The 17,078-nt window shown below is 58.8% G+C and carries 14 protein-coding genes and 1 riboswitch; of the genes, 3 read left to right on the top strand and 11 right to left on the bottom strand.

Going from position 1 to position 17,078, the window contains the following annotated elements; translation table 11 throughout:
* The first annotated feature begins 14 nt into the window (after positions 1 to 14).
* Positions 15 to 533 carry a gamma carbonic anhydrase family protein gene (locus M2368_RS06720; RefSeq protein ID WP_498724246.1) on the top strand — a complete coding sequence of 173 codons (519 nt, stop codon included), beginning with the start codon at positions 15 to 17 and terminating at the stop codon, positions 531 to 533.
* A 64-nt stretch (positions 534 to 597) separates the two neighbouring features.
* Here the strand turns inward: M2368_RS06720 and M2368_RS06715 are convergent, their stop codons facing one another.
* The 5 genes from M2368_RS06715 to M2368_RS06695 form a co-directional block, all read right to left on the bottom strand.
* Complete coding sequence (locus M2368_RS06715) at positions 598 to 2,307, bottom strand: HNH endonuclease signature motif containing protein (RefSeq protein ID WP_498724245.1); 1,710 nt, start codon at positions 2,305 to 2,307, stop codon at positions 598 to 600.
* A 62-nt stretch (positions 2,308 to 2,369) separates the two neighbouring features.
* Positions 2,370 to 3,239, bottom strand: coding sequence for an AraC family transcriptional regulator (locus M2368_RS06710; protein ID WP_434692044.1), 870 nt, complete (start codon positions 3,237 to 3,239; stop codon positions 2,370 to 2,372).
* Positions 3,240 to 3,310: 71 nt separating this feature from the next.
* Positions 3,311 to 4,531, bottom strand: a complete 1,221-nt coding sequence (locus tag M2368_RS06705) for a cystathionine gamma-synthase (RefSeq protein WP_498724244.1) — start codon at positions 4,529 to 4,531, stop codon at positions 3,311 to 3,313.
* Positions 4,528 to 5,841 (bottom strand): O-acetylhomoserine aminocarboxypropyltransferase/cysteine synthase family protein, encoded by a 1,314-nt coding sequence (locus tag M2368_RS06700; RefSeq protein WP_498724243.1) that lies wholly within the window; start codon positions 5,839 to 5,841, stop codon positions 4,528 to 4,530. The genes M2368_RS06705 and M2368_RS06700 overlap by 4 nt, the downstream gene beginning before the upstream one ends.
* 84 nt (positions 5,842 to 5,925) lie before the next feature.
* Positions 5,926 to 6,016, bottom strand: a riboswitch (SAM riboswitch).
* Positions 6,017 to 6,245: 229 nt separating this feature from the next.
* Positions 6,246 to 7,187 carry a LysR family transcriptional regulator gene (locus M2368_RS06695; RefSeq protein ID WP_498724242.1) on the bottom strand — a complete coding sequence of 314 codons (942 nt, stop codon included), beginning with the start codon at positions 7,185 to 7,187 and terminating at the stop codon, positions 6,246 to 6,248.
* Positions 7,188 to 7,309: 122 nt separating this feature from the next.
* On the opposite strand from M2368_RS06695, the gene M2368_RS06690 reads away from it, so the two are divergent.
* Both M2368_RS06690 and M2368_RS06685 read left to right on the top strand, forming a co-directional pair.
* A complete protein-coding gene (locus tag M2368_RS06690) occupies positions 7,310 to 8,302 on the top strand; it encodes a DUF1852 domain-containing protein (RefSeq protein ID WP_498724241.1) in 993 nt (330 codons plus the stop codon).
* A gap of 18 nt (positions 8,303 to 8,320) precedes the next feature.
* Entirely contained in the window at positions 8,321 to 9,361 is a 1,041-nt protein-coding gene (locus tag M2368_RS06685; protein WP_498724240.1) for a methionine synthase, read from the top strand.
* 729 nt (positions 9,362 to 10,090) lie between these two features.
* Here the strand turns inward: M2368_RS06685 and M2368_RS06680 are convergent.
* The 6 genes from M2368_RS06680 to hxlA all read right to left on the bottom strand — a co-directional run bounded on the left by M2368_RS06680 (position 10,091) and on the right by hxlA (position 17,074).
* Positions 10,091 to 12,850, bottom strand: a complete 2,760-nt coding sequence (locus tag M2368_RS06680) for a class I SAM-dependent DNA methyltransferase (protein ID WP_498724239.1) — start codon at positions 12,848 to 12,850, stop codon at positions 10,091 to 10,093.
* A gap of 103 nt (positions 12,851 to 12,953) precedes the next feature.
* Positions 12,954 to 13,535 carry a type II toxin-antitoxin system VapC family toxin gene (locus M2368_RS06675; RefSeq protein WP_498724238.1) on the bottom strand — a complete coding sequence of 194 codons (582 nt, stop codon included), beginning with the start codon at positions 13,533 to 13,535 and terminating at the stop codon, positions 12,954 to 12,956.
* A complete protein-coding gene (locus M2368_RS06670) occupies positions 13,525 to 14,355 on the bottom strand; it encodes a hypothetical protein (RefSeq protein ID WP_498724237.1) in 831 nt (276 codons plus the stop codon). Before M2368_RS06670 ends, M2368_RS06675 begins: the two co-directional genes overlap by 11 nt.
* Positions 14,356 to 14,501: 146 nt before the next feature.
* A complete protein-coding gene (locus tag M2368_RS06665; RefSeq protein WP_498724236.1) occupies positions 14,502 to 14,813 on the bottom strand; it encodes a hypothetical protein in 312 nt (103 codons plus the stop codon).
* 201 nt (positions 14,814 to 15,014) lie between these two features.
* Positions 15,015 to 16,248, bottom strand: a protein-coding gene (locus M2368_RS06660; RefSeq protein WP_498724235.1) for an IS3 family transposase whose coding sequence is annotated in 2 segments (ribosomal slippage) — positions 15,015 to 15,972 and positions 15,971 to 16,248 — 1,236 coding nt in all. Because the reading frame shifts where the segments join, the coding sequence is not laid out codon by codon here.
* A gap of 202 nt (positions 16,249 to 16,450) precedes the next feature.
* Positions 16,451 to 17,074, bottom strand: coding sequence for a 3-hexulose-6-phosphate synthase (gene hxlA, locus M2368_RS06655; RefSeq protein ID WP_133833168.1), 624 nt, complete (start codon positions 17,072 to 17,074; stop codon positions 16,451 to 16,453).
* Between the last annotated feature and the right edge of the window lie 4 nt (positions 17,075 to 17,078).

The raw sequence follows: 17,078 nt of genomic DNA, 5'->3' as shown, positions 1-17,078 counted from the left end.
TTAGAGTAGGTGGCATGAGCCACATGATTACTATTGACGGGTCGACCCCACAGGTCGGCGAGAACGTTTTTGTCGCACCCACCGCAGTGTTGAGCGGGGACGTGGCCTTGGCCGATCGTTCCAGCGCTTTCTACGGGGTATCGGTGCGCGGGGACTCTGCACCGATTCGCGTGGGTGAAGGCACCAACTTGCAGGACAACGTCGTGCTTCACGCCGATGAAGGTTTTCCTTGCACCCTTGGTGCGGGCATCTCAGTGGGCCACTCGGCTGTGGTGCACGGCGCCACCGTAGGTGACGGCTGCCTTGTGGGCATGAGCGCGACCATCATGAATGGCGCGGTGATTGGCGAGCAGTCGCTGGTTGCTGCAGGTGCACTGGTGTTGGAAGGCACCCAGGTTCCGCCGCGTTCACTAGTTGCCGGAGTTCCTGCCAAGGTCCGCCGCGAACTGAGCGATGAAGAAGTCTCCGGGTTGAAGACCAACGCTGATCACTATCTCGTGCTGGCAGCCAAGCATCTGGAAGCCAACGCCTAGAGTTTGCAAGCTCCTGGAAGCACACGCTTCCAGGAGCTTTTGCTTTAAGCATTGTGCGCGCTGCTCATGGCTCGGCAAGTTCTACTTCCAGCAATCCCGCACGCCACCTCACTGTGGTCTCCTCCGCCAACGCTTCGGCGTCCAAGGCTTCGGTCGGCGTCATGAAATAGGTGTTGATCCGCAATTTCTGTTCCGGATCCAACTCCGGCGGCAACAGCACCATCGGCCGGCTCCCAGGGATCTTCACCGCCTGGAACAATCCGCAATGCCTGGCCGTATGGTGAATCAAGCAATTCAACACCGCAGACTTGATATCAGTGCGCCCGCCCTTCTCCCACGGATCCAGATGATCCGCTTCGCACCGCTGCGCAGGCATGCTGCACCCGGGATAGGAACAGCCTCGATAGGCTGCCCGCAGGGCTCGGACTTGGGCCTTGGTGAATAGCCGCTGCGTTCGTCCGAGATCCAAGGGCAGGCTCTTGCCGTTCAGCACCACCGGGAGAATCCCGGCATTGCACAGTGCGGTCCTGGTTTCTCCCGGGGATAGCAGAATCCCCGAGGAGGTCACAGCGAAATCCTCGGTCCGCTGCTGCAATTTATCCCAATCCAAGATGACGCTCACCTGCGCGCTGGCAAGTCCTGATTGCTGTTCCGGCGGGCCTCCGCTGGGTTTCCGTTCGCTCATCAGCAAGGCCATGAAACCAACGAGTCGTCTTCGCTCGGGTTTCAGGTCTTCCCATTCAGCGTTGGCCGGCTTCGCTTCGGCGGAAGCAACTTCTGGCTGGAGCTCATCATTTCCGCAGTGGAGATTCTCGTCTTCCGAGTCGAGATCTCCAATGTCCTCCGTAGCGTCGCCACCCGGTCCGTCTTTTGCCCAGTCGGGTTTGCTTTCATCATCGTCCCAGCCGCTGGTTTCCTCACCGGTGAACTGGGCATCAACGTCTTTCAAGCCCTCGCGGTTGCCGGCAACGGTGGACGGATTATCCAGATTGGCGAAGTAGGCCTCGATGTATGCGGCATGCGATGGGAGAACACGAATGATGTATTCAACCAGCCCTTTGCGCATACCGCGCTTGAAGATCCCGATTCCGTCGAGCAGAGCCTTGAGCGGGCGCTGGCCCGCTTTGATCTGCGAGACCATGTCGTTGATGTGCTTGCGCGCTGACTTGGGCTCTGAACGCAGGAAGGCTGCGGATTCTGCCTGGAGCTGCTGCTTCTTCGCCTCTGCGGCTTTGCCTTCGCCCAGATCCTTGCGGAGCGAATGCAGCTTCATTGCCGCCGAGGCCACCAGCCGCGGATCAATGCTCGGGTCGTCGAACTGCGTAGCAAGCTCCGGCAGCCACGGATCAGTCGGTTGTCCTGCCTCGTCCGTGCCGCCAAGCAGGCAGTCGGCCTGCACCAGGCGGGCGGCGGCGGTGCTGCGCGGGATATCCAGCCAGCCGGTCATCAGTCCTTTGGCATCCTTGAAATGCGTGCGCGCTGTCGTGGTGCGCCCCTTCGCGGCTTCGATTTGCTCGACGGTGGGGTGGGCCCCGAGATCGGAGATGGCCTGGAAGGATTCCTGGTCGAGCTTGTGGGCGCCGGTACGCCGCAGGGCAGCTGCCGCGTGGACCTGGGTCCGGGCGAGAGATTGGGACGTGTCTTCAGCGAGCATCGAAAAATAGGCGGCCTGGCCGGCGGTGAGGCCGCCTTGGGCCAGGACATGGGTCGCTGAAGCGGCCAACGCGTTGGCGTCGGCCAGGTCCTTCAGCGCTTGCGCGATTTCTCTGCTCATGGGTACACCATGCCCCGCAGAAATGGATCTGCAGGGCATGCGTGTACGGGCTGTGGACAAGTCTAGTTGCCGGCTTCAACCGGCAGCCAGAGCTCGCAGGTCGCGGTGCTGAAGTCCGGGGCCCGATCGAGCACGGCGACAATGGACGGCCCCACGCGCAAACGCCACGGATTGGACGGGAACCACGCGGTAGCGGTGGCGGCGTAGAGGTCCTGCAACGCTGACGGGTAGGGGCCCGAAACGCTGAAGACCGCCCACTGGCCAGCAGGAACCTGGATCATGTCCAGGTCCTTGGGCACCTGGATGCCACCGGGTACGGCGACACCGTGCAGGTAGGTCAGCTCGCTGCCTTCGCGGTAATCGGGGTCTACCTGGTCGCTGACCTGCAGCAAACCGGCAGGTTGCGCGGAAGACAGCTCCTTGAGCCGAGCGTGCTCGGCTATCGGGATGGAGGCGATGTGGGCCTGGATGTGCGGGTTGGCACCGTTGTGAATCAGCGGTACCTGCGTGGCGTATCCAATGAGCTGGAATTCTTCTCGATCAACTATTCGTGCATCCATGGGACGATTCCCTTCGACGGTCAGGCTGAACCTGATGATTGGTTGGCTTCGAAGGGGGCCACCATTCTCGCGGACATCGGCCACGGACGCGCCATGCACCGCTCGGAAGGCCCGGCCGAATGCTTCGGCCGAACCATAGCCGTAACGGATCGCGATGCTCAGCAGGTCCTGACCGGCAAGCAGATCCGCGGCGGCCTGGGTCATGCGGCGCCGGCGGATGTACTCGGAGACCGGCATGCCGGACAGCGAGGAGAACATCCGCCGCGCATGGTATTCGGTGCTGCCTTCGGTGCGCAGCAGGTCAGCGAGGTTGATCTCGGCGCGTAGCTGAGCCTCGATTTGCTCGATGAGCCGATTGAGAATTCCGATCATGATTCCACCCTTCCCCAACTACTATTCTTCAGGGTAGGGGCACGCCGCCCGATAATCGCGGTTCGATGCGATCAGGCGTTTTCCAGAGTCTTTTCACATACCCGGGCGACGACCGGTTTGGACGCCGCGCGGGCCGCGGCCAGGCCGCGTTCCAGATCGGCAATCAGGTCGTCGGCTTCCTCGATGCCCACCGAGAGGCGGACCAGATTGGCCGGGATTTCCAGCGGGGTGCCGATCAGCGAAGCATGGGTCATTTCGCGCGGATAGCAGACCAGGGATTCCACCCCGCCCAGGGAGACCGAGAGCTGGAAGTACTCCATGGATTGGGCGAAGGCGCGGGCGGCGGCTTCATCGGAGAGCTGCAATGAGAGGATCCCGCCAAAGCCGCGGCCGGCCGCGGACTGGGACTTGGCCAGCTCGTGGCCCGGGTGGCGTTCCAGCCCCGGGTAGTAGACGCGGGTGACCTCGGGCTGGTCATCGAGCCAGCGGGCCAGGGTGCTGGCGGTAGCCCCGTGGCGTTCCATGCGCAGGCCCAGGGTCTTCAGCCCGCGGGCGGCCAGGTAGGAATCCTGCGGACCGGAGACCGCGCCCCCGGCAAACTGCTGGTAGCCCACGGCTTCGGCCAGGCTCTGCCCGCGGTGCAGGTGGTCGGCCACGATGACGGCCCCGCCGAGCACATCGGAGTGCCCGCCGATGTACTTGGTGGTGGAATGGACCACCGCGTGAGCACCGAAATCCAGCGGCCGCTGCAGGTAAGGAGTGGCGAAGGTATTGTCCACCACCAGCAGGGCGCCGTGTTCGCGGGCGATGGCCGCCCAGCCGGCCAGGTCGGCGATGCCCAGCAGCGGGTTGGACGGGGTTTCCACCCAGAGCAGCGCGGTGTTCGGGCGCATCGCGGCGCGCACCGCGTCCAGGTTGGTGATGTCCACCGCCGAGGAGGTGATCCCCCATTTGCCGTGCAGCTTGGAGATCAGCCGGTTGGTGCCGCCGTAGCCATCGGCACCCAGCACGATGTGATCGCCTGGCGCCAGCACTGCGCGCAGCAGCGCGTCTTCGGCCGCGATCCCCGAGGCGAAGGAGAAGCCGGCGGCGCCGCCTTCCAGCGCGGTGAGCTGGGATTCGAACCCGTTGCGGGTCGGGTTGGAGCCGCGCGAGTATTCGTGCCCGGCGCGCAGCACGTTGATGCCGTCCTGGATGAAGGTGCTGGTCTGGTAGATCGGCGGGATCACCGCACCGGTGTGCGGATCCTTGTACTGGCCGGCGTGCACGGCGAGGGTGTTGAAGCCGCTCATGCGAAACTCACTTCCTTGGTGCCGGCGGTGGCCTGGGTTGCGGCCAGTGCGTGATCCAGCGATTGGGTGATATCTGCGAGCAGGTCGGCGGGGTCTTCCAATCCCACCGACAGGCGCAGGGTGGAGGTGTTCAGGCCCGCGGCGGCCAGCTGCTGCTCCGAGAGCCGGCAGTGCGTCATGGTGGCCGGGTGGGAGACCATGGTGCGGGTGTCCCCCACATTCGCGGCCAGGGAAATCAGCGCCAGCCCGTCGATCACCGGGGAAACCAGCGACGGGTGGGCCAGCTCGATGGCCAGCACGCAGCCGGTGCCCTTGGGCGTGAGCGTCCGCGCCAGCTCGTGGCTGGGGTGGCTGGGCAGGGACGGGTGGTGGATGGCCGCGATGCCCGGGTGGGAAGCCAGAGTGCCGATCAGCGTGGTGACGCTGCGCTGCACGTGGGTGGCGCGCACCGGCAGGGTCTCGATGCCGGCCAGAATGCCCTGGGCGCTGGCCGGGGCGAGGGTCGGGCCCAGATCGTGCAGGAACTTGGAACGCACCAGCATCGCGTAGGCGGCCGGTCCGTGGCGCTCAAGCAGCGAGGTGTTGTTCAGCCGCACCCGCGGAGCGGCGATCTGCGGCCAGCGTAGCGGATCGGAGAAGTCGAATTTCCCCGAGTCCACCACCACGCCGCCGAGCACCGAGCCGTGTCCGGCCAGGCCCTTGGTGGCCGAGTGCACCACGATGTCCGCACCGATTTCCAGTGGCCGAATATTCAGCGGCGTGGCCAGGGTGTTGTCGACCACCACCGGGATGTTGTGCTCGTGGGCAACGGCCGCAATGGCGGGCAGATCGGCCACGGTGCACAGCGGGTTGGAGACGGACTCCAGGAAGAACGCGCGGGTGTCCGACTCAATGGCAGCGGCCCAGGCGGACGGATCGGCCTGGTCGACAAAGCTGATGCGGATGCCGAAGTCGGCGAAGGTGTCGGTGAACAGGTCCACGGTGCCGCCGTAGAGCGAGGAAGAGGCCACAATGTGCTTGGGGCCCTGGGTCAGGGCCAGCAGGGACAGGGCCACGGCGGCCTGCCCGGTGGCGGTGGCCACCGCGTGGGCCCCGCCTTCCAGGGCGGCCACGCGCTGTTCGAGGATGGACACGGTGGGGTTGCCGGTGCGCGAGTAGGTGAAGCCGGCCTGGCGCAGCGCGAACTTCTCGATCGCTTCGGCGTGCGATGCGAATTGGTAGGCTGCGGAATTGTGCAGCGGCGGCAGCATCGGGCGGAAGTCTCCGCTCGGGCGGTACCCTGCGTGCACCGCGTCGGTTTCCTGGCTCATGGCTCCTCCTCGATTCTCTGCGAGGGAGTGCACCGATTGGCATCGTGCGGCGGCACGAAGCTACGCAAAAACGCGTTCGGAACTGCTCCATCGTTCCTGGCGGTAGCACCTTTCGGTTTCCCGATGGTTGCTGCGGCGTCTCCGAGCCAGATCTCTCAGCCGCTCTTGATGGGTTGTTCTTCCATGGTTGGCTATCCGCCGCAACCGGTGCAAGCGGTATCCGGCGCCCGGCTTCATACAAGGCCGCTGCGCTTCATATGTCGTCGCCTTGTCATGATGACGCGGGGGCCTGAACCCTTTTGTGAAGCGAGCTTTTGAGCGGAATCGGCGTGATGCAGGGGTTTTTCTGGAAGTTTGTGACGATGCGCCGGTGCTCCATGACCGGCGGTTACGCTGCTGGCGGCTCAGCCGAGCACTTCTACCCCGAAGCTGGCGACCACCGTTCGCACTTCTTGCAGGTAGCGCTGGGCCTGGTCGGTGAGCGGGATGGCGGCGTGGTCAATCCAGCCGATCTCGATACGCTCCTCGATGGCCAGCGGGATGGCAACGATGGAGGGATCCAGCTCGTCACTGATGATGCCGGTGGAGATCGTGTACCCGCCCAAGCCGATCATGAGGTTGAAGATGGTGGCGCGGTCCGAGACCTGGATTTCGCGTTGGCTGGAGCGCGTGGAGAGCACCTCTTCGGCGAAGTAGAAGGAATTATTCGCGCCCTGGTCGAAGGTCAGCCGGGGCAGGTCTTCGAGGTCTTCGAGCGTGACCTGGGTTCGGGTGGCCAGCGGGTTGCTGCGCGATACGAAGATGTGCGGGTCGGCGAGGAACAGCGGGTGGAAAACCAGCCGGGACTCGCGCAGCAGCTTGTCGATGACCTTCCGGTTGAAGTCGTTGCGGTAGAGGATTCCGATGTCGCTGCGCAGCGTGCGCACGTCCTCGATGATCTCTTCGGTGCGGGTCTCACGCAGCGAAAACTGGTACTCCTCGGCGCCGCTGGCCTGGACCATCCGGACAAAGGCATCCACCGAAAAGGAGTAGTGCTGAGTGGAGACGCCCAGCAGTCGCCGGGCTGAGGGACGGCCGAGGTAGCGATGCTCAAGAAGCTCCACTTGTTCCAAGACTTGCCGGGCATAGCCGAGGAATTCTGCGCCTTCGGCGGTGAGCGTGACTCCCCTGGCTGAGCGCATCAGCAAGGTGCGCCCGACCCGTGATTCAAGCTCCTTCATCGCCGCGGACATGCTAGGCTGTGCGACGTAAATCAGGTCGGCGGCAGCCGAGATCGACCCCTCGGAGGCCACCGCCACAAAATAGCGAAGCTGCTGCAGTGTCAGACCGTTCGTTCCCTGAACCATAGGTCGAGTCTATATGAATCCATAGTTATATCGAGTTACCTGATATCAAGAATCGCCCTGCATGATTGACGCAACGACTTTCCCTCGGCCTGCCCAGGCCTCCCAAATACAGATTGGCCATCATGGCAGACGCATTAAATTTCAGCATTAGCACCACAAGATTCGACGAGAATTACTCCCCTTCAGCGAATTCTCGAACCACGACAAACTTCGCTAATTTGGCGCGCGGAGAACGCCGCGAAGAGAACCTGCGCAATGCCCTGACGATGATCAACCGCCGCTTCAATTCACTAGCTCACTGGGACAATCCCCAAGGTGACCGCTATGCGCTGGAATTGGAAATCATTTCAGCAAATGTGCATTTTTCTGCCGATAATACCGATCAGGAATTTCCACTTTTAGAAGTGCTTGAAACCACGATCGTGGATAAACTCCTAGGCACTCGAACCCAGGGAATAGTCGGCAATAATTTCTCTTCTTATGTCCGCGATTACGACTTCAGCGTGGTGCTCCCGGCATCGTGCAATGGCAGCGGAGCTCCGGTGCTTCCAGAAGATTTTGGTGATCTCCACGGACAGCTCTTCCAACATTTTTTGATTTCACAGGCATACCGTGAGCGTTTTGCCCAGCTGCCGGTGGTTTGCATTAGCGTCTCGACTTCCAAGACCTATTTCCGCACCGGCAACAGCCACCCCGTACTCGGTTTGGAATACCAGCAGGACGAAAATTCATTGACCGACGCGTACTTCGGAAAAATGGGTTTGAGCGTCCGCTACTTCATGCCACCAGGCGCTGTTGCCCCGCTGGCGTTCTACTTCCGCGGCGACCTACTCAACGATTACACGAATCTGCAGTTGATCAGCCTCATCAGCACGATGGAAACGTTCCAGAAGATTTATCGCCCGGAAATCTATAACGCCAATTCGGCCGCTCCTTCTGTGTACCACCCGAGCCTGGGCGCCGAAGACTTCTCCCCCACTCGCGTCTTTTATGACCGCGAAGAACGAACTCAGTTGGGCAAGATCCAAGGCAAGTTCACCGAAGAGCATTTCATCATCCCGAATCGCCAACTGCTAGATCAGTGGTCTTCCTCCTACCCGACTCCAGTCGCCTAAGATTCCGAAAGATAACTCATGACTTCCCCGCTTATCCCCACATCAATTGTCGGCAGCCTGCCCAAGCCTTCATGGCTTGCCGAACCTGAAAAGCTTTGGTCCCCATGGAAGCTTGAAGGCGAGCAATTGCGCGAAGGCAAGCAGGACGCCATGCGCGCTGCGGTCCTCGAGCAGGACCAGCGCGGCATCGACATCATTTCTGATGGCGAGCAGTCCCGCCAGCACTTTGTCACCACGTTCATTGAGCACCTGAGCGGCGTCGACTTCGAGAAGCGCGAGACCGTGCGCATCCGCAACCGCTATGACGCCAGTGTTCCCACCGTGGCTGGTGCCGTCGAGCGCGAAAAGCCGGTATTCGTTGAGGACGCGAAGTTCCTGCGCACGCTGACCGACCGGCAGATCAAGTGGACCCTGCCTGGCCCGATGACCATGGTTGATACCTTGTACGATGCGCACTACCGCAGCCGGGAGAAGCTGGCGTGGGAATTCGCTACCATCCTGAACCAGGAAGCCCGCCAGCTTGAAGCCGCCGGAGTGGATGTTATCCAGTTTGACGAGCCTGCCTTCAACGTCTTCTTCGACGAGGTCGCAGACTGGGGCATTGCGGCCCTGGAGCGCGCCTGCGAGGGGCTCAAAGCCGAGACCGTAGTTCACATCTGCTTTGGCTATGGCATCAAGGCGAACAATGATTGGAAAGCCACTCTCGGCGCACAGTGGCGCCACTACGAGAAGTCCTTCCCGCTATTGCAGGCTTCCTCCATCGATACCGTTTCGCTGGAATCCCACCACTCGAATGTCCCGCTGGAGGTCGTCGAATTGGTCCGCGGCAAGCGAGTGATGCTTGGAGCCATCGACGTGGCCAATGACGCTGTGGAAACTCCCGAGGAAGTGGCGCAGACCCTGCGCAACGCACTCGAATATGTCGATGCCGACAAGCTGATTGCAAGCACCAACTGCGGCATGGCCCCGTTCCGCCGCGATGTGGCCCTGGCTAAGCTCAGTGCGCTGAGCGCTGGCGCTGGCATCCTGCGCGAGGAGCTTGTTGGTGCCCGCGCCTGAAGTGACGGGATCTTCGACGCCTTCGTTGCTGCTAGCCTTCTCCGTCCCGGCTCTGCGCTCGACCTCCGGGGCGATGGTCTAGGCAGCAACGGTGGTCGTTCGTTTCTTGGATACCCATGACGTCGTAGTGGCGAAGCCCGGGACGATTCAAGTAGCTGGACATGGACGTTGATTTCCTACATCTCACAAAGGGCCTTGACGAGATTGGTGACGCGCACTCCAATCGCATCCTGCCTCAGAGCCGATGCAACGCTGTTGGTAGTTGTGTACAAAGTATTGGACATTCGCTGTCTATGATGTCCCGAGATTTCACACCCGATTCGTGGAATCGCGGTACCAGACACGTGGACGCGTAGTTTCAATTAGGGGGGATTTAACAGAGACCGGCGAGCTCACTAAATTGCATGTGAACCAAAACGATTAATGACCGCTAAATAAAACCCATAAAGGAGAAAATGCCAGCAAAGAAGAGCCCACCGCAACGAAGACGTGCTCGATCAGAGATCACGGTGACACTGTCACTGCCTGCGCCGCAGGTGCGAATCCTGACGGTCGCAGCTCAAGCTTTGGCATCTCCCTGGACGAAATAGTCACCCACCTGCTTACCTTCGGGATGCGCACTCGAAAGTACAAGGAGCTGTACAAGGAGTACCAGTCGCCATAGACGCCAAAGGAAGATGAGAGCGACAAATAAGGATCAGCTCGACGGCATTGATACTTGGATGCAGGCTACTTAGAATCAATCATCTCCGTGTATCGACTAAAGAGCAGCTCTTGCTTCTCGCCTTCATCATGTAAGACTTTACGTAAGCTAAATAGTTTAAAAACAGACTGGTCAAGCTCTCTATGAGCCTTCAATAGATCCTGACGCATTGCCAGCGGATTATACATTTCGGCAAGCGACCTACCAGGCTGTGCCTCACGAGCTTCCTGGACCTTCGCTGCCGCGTCCGTCACACTCTTGCGTGCGTGCTCACTGAACGACTCTGGCAATGGGAAAGTATTCCACACAAGGGTGTTTGAAAAGCGCAAGTCATCACGTATTCGACCACCGACCATTCGTTGCCACGACATGAACAGCGACGATGAAAAGATACCGAAAAGGAACCCATCTTCATCAGCAGCCATGAAGTTCGCGTCCGACTGAATCACTTCAGGGCCAAAATAGGCTGCAGTGCAGTACAAGCGTCCAGCTGAGTAATGCCGAGGAATTGCCAAGTATTCAGAGTCAGGTTGACGGTTTTCGTCAAATAGGTGCGGGGTATTTGCTTTTGCGCGAGTGTTCGCTTTGGAACTGCCCAAGCGCATCTGCCGTACCCCTTCTATTCTTTCACGAAGCAAAGCCGACTTCTGAACGTCGGACGGTTCAAGATCCACCATCCACAAGCACCACCGAGGCTTATCATTGATAAGCTCTTTAGCCCCGGGGAAACGTCGCAGGTATTTAGCCGCGTTCGAGTCGGCCACGAACTGCGGATACACTTCCGCTTTTACAATCAAATTTCCGCCGTCCGTGGGCTGATTGCCTTTGGTCACGATGGGCATTTGTGGGTTAACTGGTTTAGTTGAACTTGTTACATACAGCTCCCGGCCCTCTACCAAATAAGGAGAGATAGACTTAACTTCCCTCTGCCGAGGTGCTTCTCGTCCTCCGGCACCGTATTCGAATAGTTGCCTTTTTCCTGACTCCCTAGTGAAACCTGTGATGGAAACATGTACGCCGGCCTTTCCGGTTGCTTCAGTTTTCCAATTGAAACCACGATGGGCGAAGCCAATATGCCAGCTAGCGTCGTAGATCGGCTTAAAAAGCGCCTGAACGGGCTCGCCTTGGCAAATGGAAGACGTAGACACAAACGCCCACCGACCTTCATGCTTGCCAAAGTAATCAACTGCCTTCACGAACCAGCCTGTAACCAGATCCAGATAACCGTGGTATCTACTCTTACCCCATGCAACTTTGAGGTCTTCGGTTTGTTCCTCAGTAACTTTGCCCTGTCCACTGAATGGCGGGTTGCCAACGATGACAACGCTATCGGACGCGGGTAGAACCCGTTCCCAATCGGTCCGCAAAGCGTTAGCCACAACAATTTTCGCTGAAACCCGCAAGGGCAACCGGTTCGGAGCCTCAGCGAGTACTTCAAGCATCCGCCGGTTCGCCTGATGATCAGTGATAAAAAGAGCCACCTCAGCAATACGAGCAGGCCACTCCTCGATTTCGATGCCATGGAATTGCTCCAGTGAAACCTTCAACCCGGCGGACTCATCCACCAGCATCACTTGGCTGCTACCTTCAAGATTTTGCAAGCGATCCATGATCTGCAGCTCAATTTCTCGGAGCTCACGGTAAGTGATAATCAAGAAATTACCGCAACCACAGGCTGGATCCAGGAAGCGCATACCCGCGATTTTGTCCCACAAACGGTTGAGCTTCAAACGACTGTACTCGGCTTCTTTCAGCTCCTTTTTCAAACCGTCCAAGAACAATGGTCCCAGCGTTCGTAGGATATTCTCCTCGCTCGTATAGTGCTCCCCGAGCTCACGGCGCAGCTCTTTAGATTTCACCGCCTGAAACATTGACCCAAAAATTGCAGGGCTAATTGTCCCCCATTCGAAATCGGTTGCAGCGAGTATTGCATCCCTCATCGCCCGATCAAAGTTAACCAGCGGAACTTGCTCAGAGAAAACGGATCCATTCACATAAGGAAGTTGCAGCATAAGTTCGTCTGTGCGCTCGCTACGCCTCGACTCATGCGTGTCGAGTACTTGGAAGATCTGCCCCATCAGTCCACCGAGGTCGCTGCCATCCTCAGCAGAGCGATCCCGAATAATTTGAGCAAAAAGCCCGCGCTCCATCAATCCGGTATCTTCAGCAAAAAGTAGGAAAAGCATGCGTGCCAGAATGACCGACGTCTGATGATCAGAAAGATTATCGTGCGCTAAAGCGTCATAAAGCTCCGCCATGCGTTTCACGGCTTTTTTGTTGGCGGTACCGGCGTCTGTAACAGCTGACGGTCGACGCGTATACCCGGCCATCCACATGAATAGACCGATGCGCTGCGGTAGCTGCTTGAGCGTGAATTTTGTGACGTGAATAGGAGAAACTGTAAGATCATGCACCTCGAAGTTCTCGAAGTCAGACACGATAATTTGATCTGGAAGTTCTTGAACTGGAAGCCCATCCAGATAATCAAAAGCTTGATCAGCGGCCTTAGTCAGATCTTTACCGAAGCTCTTCTGTTCAATGAGAAGCTCGCCAGGCCAAAAGACATCAATGCGTCCAGGTCTTCCCGTGCTTAAACGGTCGGCATGACGCTCAAAAAGGATGGTCCTCTTATGGTCTACACCAAAGATTTTGAGAAATTCAGCCCAGAAAAGTTGTGTCTCAGCATTCTCGCGGGTGGTGCCAGCCCACCGTTTAGCGAAACGCGCAGCGTTCTGCCGCGCCTCGCCAAGGGTCGGCTTCTTGTGTGGATTTTGCACGGCTGACATGGGACCACCAGATAGCTAGAAGATCGGATCTTTGCCTTTGATCTTATCCATTAGCCCACTGGTTCCTCGTATCATGACACGGGTAGTGCCGAGGGATGCTGTTTTATGATCCTTCGCTGCCACGCGTATGCTTTAATATGCGATTTGCAGTGTCCTGGTATTTAGCGTCGAGCAGTTCGTAGATCGTCGCCTGCGCTGGCGCAACACGCTCAGGCGGCTTCTGGATGTACAAACTGCGGACCAGGGGATTAGCATTCAGGCTCAAAACTTTGTCGTCCCATGAGTAGAGGATAGCTGCGTCATGCACTACGGCGCTTGCGACAAGCATGGCGTCTGGACCTTTCATCTGCATTTCTCGCGCAATTTTCGCACCAAGCAATGCTACACGTTCATCATGCTCCAAAGTGATGTGCCCAAAACCGTTAAAATATTGGTCAAGAGCAACTTTTCGCGCTTTCCTCTGCTTCGAAGTTGAGTTCTGTCCAAGCTGACGCGAAGAGTTAAGCTCGATAAGAACCAACGGCAGCAGCCCTGCGATGTACTCGCCCTTGTCCAGCGACTCAAGAACTCTAAGGCTTCGTTGAGCTCGGTCGGCGCTGGCGTCGGCATGCTGAGCATGTCCGATGAACAGCGCGTCCACGTAGACGCAAGTATCAAGAACAATCAGCTCTGGCTTATTCTTCATCTCGGAGTCTCCTCTGGAATTCCACCGAGTCGACCCACTCCTCGTCATCCGCCCACAGTCCCTTAATTAGGTCTACGCTCACGACTTCCCTATCCGGAAGAACTTCGAAATCTCTCATGACCAGTGAGATCTTTTTGCCGTCCCTATTTCGCTTCAGATCGCCGCTTATTCGAAGACGCGACCCAGCAACTTGCTGAATTGTCAGCCCGGCATCCGAAGAGATGCGAACTGGGACGCGAGTTCTCGAAGATTCATCCTGGATCGTTAGCACTTCAGATCCACCTTCGTCTTTCCAGCCAACGACGTGACCGGTAACGCTTCCACGTGAGATCTTTGATTCTTGAGCAAGAGTCTGCTCAACTATCCTGCTAAATTCAGCATCAATAAGCACCCTGTTTTCGGTGTTACCGACCCAAATGTCAACGCCTTCAGCGCCTGCAAACTGATCAAGCTTAGTAACTTTGCGAAGCGCACGAAGCATTTCAGTGTCCCAATGCTCTGGTGCGCTGCCTTCATCTTTCAGCTCGGTCAAGCCATTTGCTAATTTGGCAATGACCTGATTACCGGCCTCTGACCAATCTGCTCGCGGCATGAAACCAGCCGTAATGCTGCTTAAAGCTAGATTCGAAACGACCCACGAAGGTTCTTCACTCTCCTCCAGCAGTACCTTTGAGGAGGCTTTAAGTAGGTCATGTAACGAGCGAGCGACGCGTTCTAATGCTTCCGCGGATATTTTTGCCGGGTCGCCATGTAAATGAATACCAAGAGTTTGCTGCTCGCTTGACGCGTCAGCGACTGGAGCCCCCTCAAATGGTTTCATGATGATCAGCGTACACACCTTGCAGGACGTGGGAAAGTTACCGCGTTGGCTCATAAAAAACCTCCGGCGCGGACCACGTAGTGCCTCAAGTCAATATGCTCGCGAAAACAACAACCCATGCCTCACCTAAAATGCTCGCGTAATCACTAAGAAACCTGCGCCTGCACCTGAGCTTGCGTCTTCGCCTCCGCAAGACGAATAGGTTCCTGTTGCAACTGATGGATCCGCCGGGTCAGCTCAGCTAGATCCGTATCCCGATACAACCGGTCTAGCGCTTCGCGCTGCGGTGCCAGCATCACTCCAGTAAGCCTGACCCGGTCTGCCGGCGTGCACGGAGCATCGTAGGCCCGCACCTGCCTTCCTGACCGGCTGACCTTGTATCCCACGGCCTTCGTCGTTGGAGTGAACAAGTTTTTACGCACGTTCACCAAAGGCCACAAAGCCTTCAATACCGCCAATTCGCGAGGCGTGTGGTTGCATAATCAGCATCTAAGACGAACAAAACGAAAACTGCAGGCTTGGCGACTTGAAACGCTCAACGCGTCCGTTTCGGATTGGACACGCAAAAAGGTGGGGCCGATTCCCATGAATTTATGAAAGTCCCCAGCTTACTTGAGGGCTACTGGGGTTCCCCGCAACTAGTGGACACGTGATCTAGCTCATGCTGCTAGCGTTAGCACGGTCCTATGCTGTTCAACGCGTTCCTGCTGGCCGCGAAGCTTCTGCTCAAACTCCACCGGAGGAACCATCCCCAGGCTTGAATGCAGCCGGCGGCGGTTATAGAAATCCTCAATCCACCAAGCCACTTTCTGCTTGGCGTCCGCCCTGGTTGCCCTCCGGTAGCGGTCATAGAATTCGGTCTTCAGCGTCGACCAGAATGACTCGCTCATGGCGTTGTCCCAGCACACGCCCGTGCGGCCCACGGACTGCAGCAAATCCAGCTCAACAGCCACCTCATGCAACTGGGCTGAGGTGAATTGCGAGCCGCGGTCCGCGTGGAACACCACCTGACCTGGAATCTTCCCCCGCAGGGTCCTGGCCATGCGCAGGGCCCTTTCCGCCAGATCGGTGTTCTGCACGCTGTCCAGCGCCCATCCCAGCACCCTGCGGGAGCAGCCATCACGCACTGCGCACAAGTACAGCCAGCCCTCGTTGGTGCGCAGATACGTAACGTCGCTGATCCAGACCTTGTCCAAGGTGCCCTGGTCCCATTGCCGGCGCACCCGATCCGGCAGGTGGTAAGTGTCAACGCCTTGGATCGTGGTCACCGGAGTGAACTTCCGTGGGCTGATCCCTTCGATGCCCTGGCGCAGCATTGAAGCAGCGACGGTCTTGGGATCGGCCGGGGATCCCTCGCGGGCCAGCTGGGCGGCCACCCGCGGAACCCCGTAGGTCTGATGGGAATCGTTGAAGACCTTGGCGACCTTCACATCCCGTGCCCGCTGCGCAGCAGCCCTCGGGGACGGGCCAGCGGATTGGCGTTGCCTCCAGGCGTAGTACCCGGATTTCGAGACGTGAAGCAATGCCGCCATGCGGGTCAAGGCGAACTCATCCTTCAACGCGTGCATCAGTTCGAACCGTTCGACCGATGTTGCTTCGACGCGAAGAAGGACGCTGCTTTCCCAGGAAACGGTTGTCTTCCCGCAGTTCGAAGACTTCCTTGCGCAAGCGTTTGAGTTCTTCGCGTTCGGACTCGTCCAACGCTCCGGTCGGCTCACCGTCCAGGCCTCGGCGGGATCGTTCTATCTTCACCCAGGTGCCCAGTGTTTGCTCGCCGAGGTTCAGTTCCTTGGCGACCGCGCTGATGGTGCGTCCGGTGTCGATGACCAGGCCGGCAGCTTCCCTGCGGTACTCCTCGGTGAAGGACCTGCGTTGCTTTTTCATATTGCTCATTAATGACATCCTCTCAAATGCGGGATCGGCTGATCCCGCTTGTTCGGCTGTCCACTAATTCAGGCTAACCCCAACGTAGGCCACCCGAGAATCGAGGTCATCCATGGCAGCGATGAAGCCACCATGAGCATCGTCGACCCCACACTAGGATCAGCGCATATATTCCGTCAGATCGTATTCACGACCCCACGGGGAACTGCGTCTAGACCAGTGCGGCCTGCAGTTCCTTGGCTGCCTGCGCCGGGTCGGCGGCGGAGTAGATGGCACCGCCGGCCACGGCTACCTGTGCGCCGGACTTCTGGACGTTGGCGATCGTGCTGATGCTGACGCCGCCAGCCACCGAGAACGGCACCTGGGATGCTGTGCCAGCGCTCAGCAACACATCCAGGTCGTAGCCCGGCTGCGCCTGCTCGTCCAGGCCAGCATGGAATTCGACAAACTGGACGCCCAGCGCAGCAACTTCGCGGGCCCGGGCTGGCTTGTCAGCGATGCCGATCAGATCCACAACGATGCCCTTGCCGCGCTCGGTGGCCGCCTTGACCGCGCCGGCGATCGTGGAATTATCGGCGGCCCCGAGGATGGAAACCAGATCCGCGCCAGCGGCGAAAGCGATGTCCGCTTCCAGTTCCCCGGCGTCCATGGTCTTCATGTCCGCGAAGACGGTCTTGTCCGGGTGGGCCTGCTTGATGGCGGTGATCACCGACAGCCCTTCGGCCTTGATCAGCGGGGTGCCCAGCTCGATGATGTCCACATACGGGGCGACTTTTCCAGCCAGCTCCAGCGCTTCGGCAGTGCTGAGCAGATCGATGGCAACTTGGATTTTCATGATG

This window comes from Arthrobacter sp. JUb119, from assembly GCF_024807995.1.
Classification (GTDB): Bacteria; Actinomycetota; Actinomycetes; order Actinomycetales; family Micrococcaceae; genus Glutamicibacter.
The sequence above is the reverse complement of the archived record's forward strand: the minus strand, read 5'-3'. Positions and strand labels throughout refer to the sequence as shown.

Excerpts from the sequence above, each read along its gene's own strand:
- M2368_RS06670 (WP_498724237.1), bottom strand. The coding sequence starts at position 14,355 with ATGAAACCATTTGAGGGGGCTCCAGTCGCTGACGCGTCAAGCGAGCAG.
- M2368_RS06675 (WP_498724238.1), bottom strand. The coding sequence starts at position 13,535 with ATGAAGAATAAGCCAGAGCTGATTGTTCTTGATACTTGCGTCTACGTG.
- M2368_RS06695 (WP_498724242.1), bottom strand. The coding sequence starts at position 7,187 with ATGGTTCAGGGAACGAACGGTCTGACACTGCAGCAGCTTCGCTATTTT.
- M2368_RS06700 (WP_498724243.1), bottom strand. The coding sequence starts at position 5,841 with ATGAGCCAGGAAACCGACGCGGTGCACGCAGGGTACCGCCCGAGCGGA.
- M2368_RS06715 (WP_498724245.1), bottom strand. The coding sequence starts at position 2,307 with ATGAGCAGAGAAATCGCGCAAGCGCTGAAGGACCTGGCCGACGCCAAC.
- hxlA (WP_133833168.1), bottom strand. The coding sequence starts at position 17,074 with ATGAAAATCCAAGTTGCCATCGATCTGCTCAGCACTGCCGAAGCGCTG.
- M2368_RS06685 (WP_498724240.1), top strand. The coding sequence starts at position 8,321 with ATGACTTCCCCGCTTATCCCCACATCAATTGTCGGCAGCCTGCCCAAG.
- M2368_RS06720 (WP_498724246.1), top strand. The coding sequence starts at position 15 with ATGAGCCACATGATTACTATTGACGGGTCGACCCCACAGGTCGGCGAG.
- M2368_RS06680 (WP_498724239.1), bottom strand. The coding sequence starts at position 12,850 with ATGTCAGCCGTGCAAAATCCACACAAGAAGCCGACCCTTGGCGAGGCG.
- M2368_RS06690 (WP_498724241.1), top strand. The coding sequence starts at position 7,310 with ATGGCAGACGCATTAAATTTCAGCATTAGCACCACAAGATTCGACGAG.
- M2368_RS06705 (WP_498724244.1), bottom strand. The coding sequence starts at position 4,531 with ATGAGCGGCTTCAACACCCTCGCCGTGCACGCCGGCCAGTACAAGGAT.
- M2368_RS06710 (WP_434692044.1), bottom strand. The coding sequence starts at position 3,239 with ATGATCGGAATTCTCAATCGGCTCATCGAGCAAATCGAGGCTCAGCTA.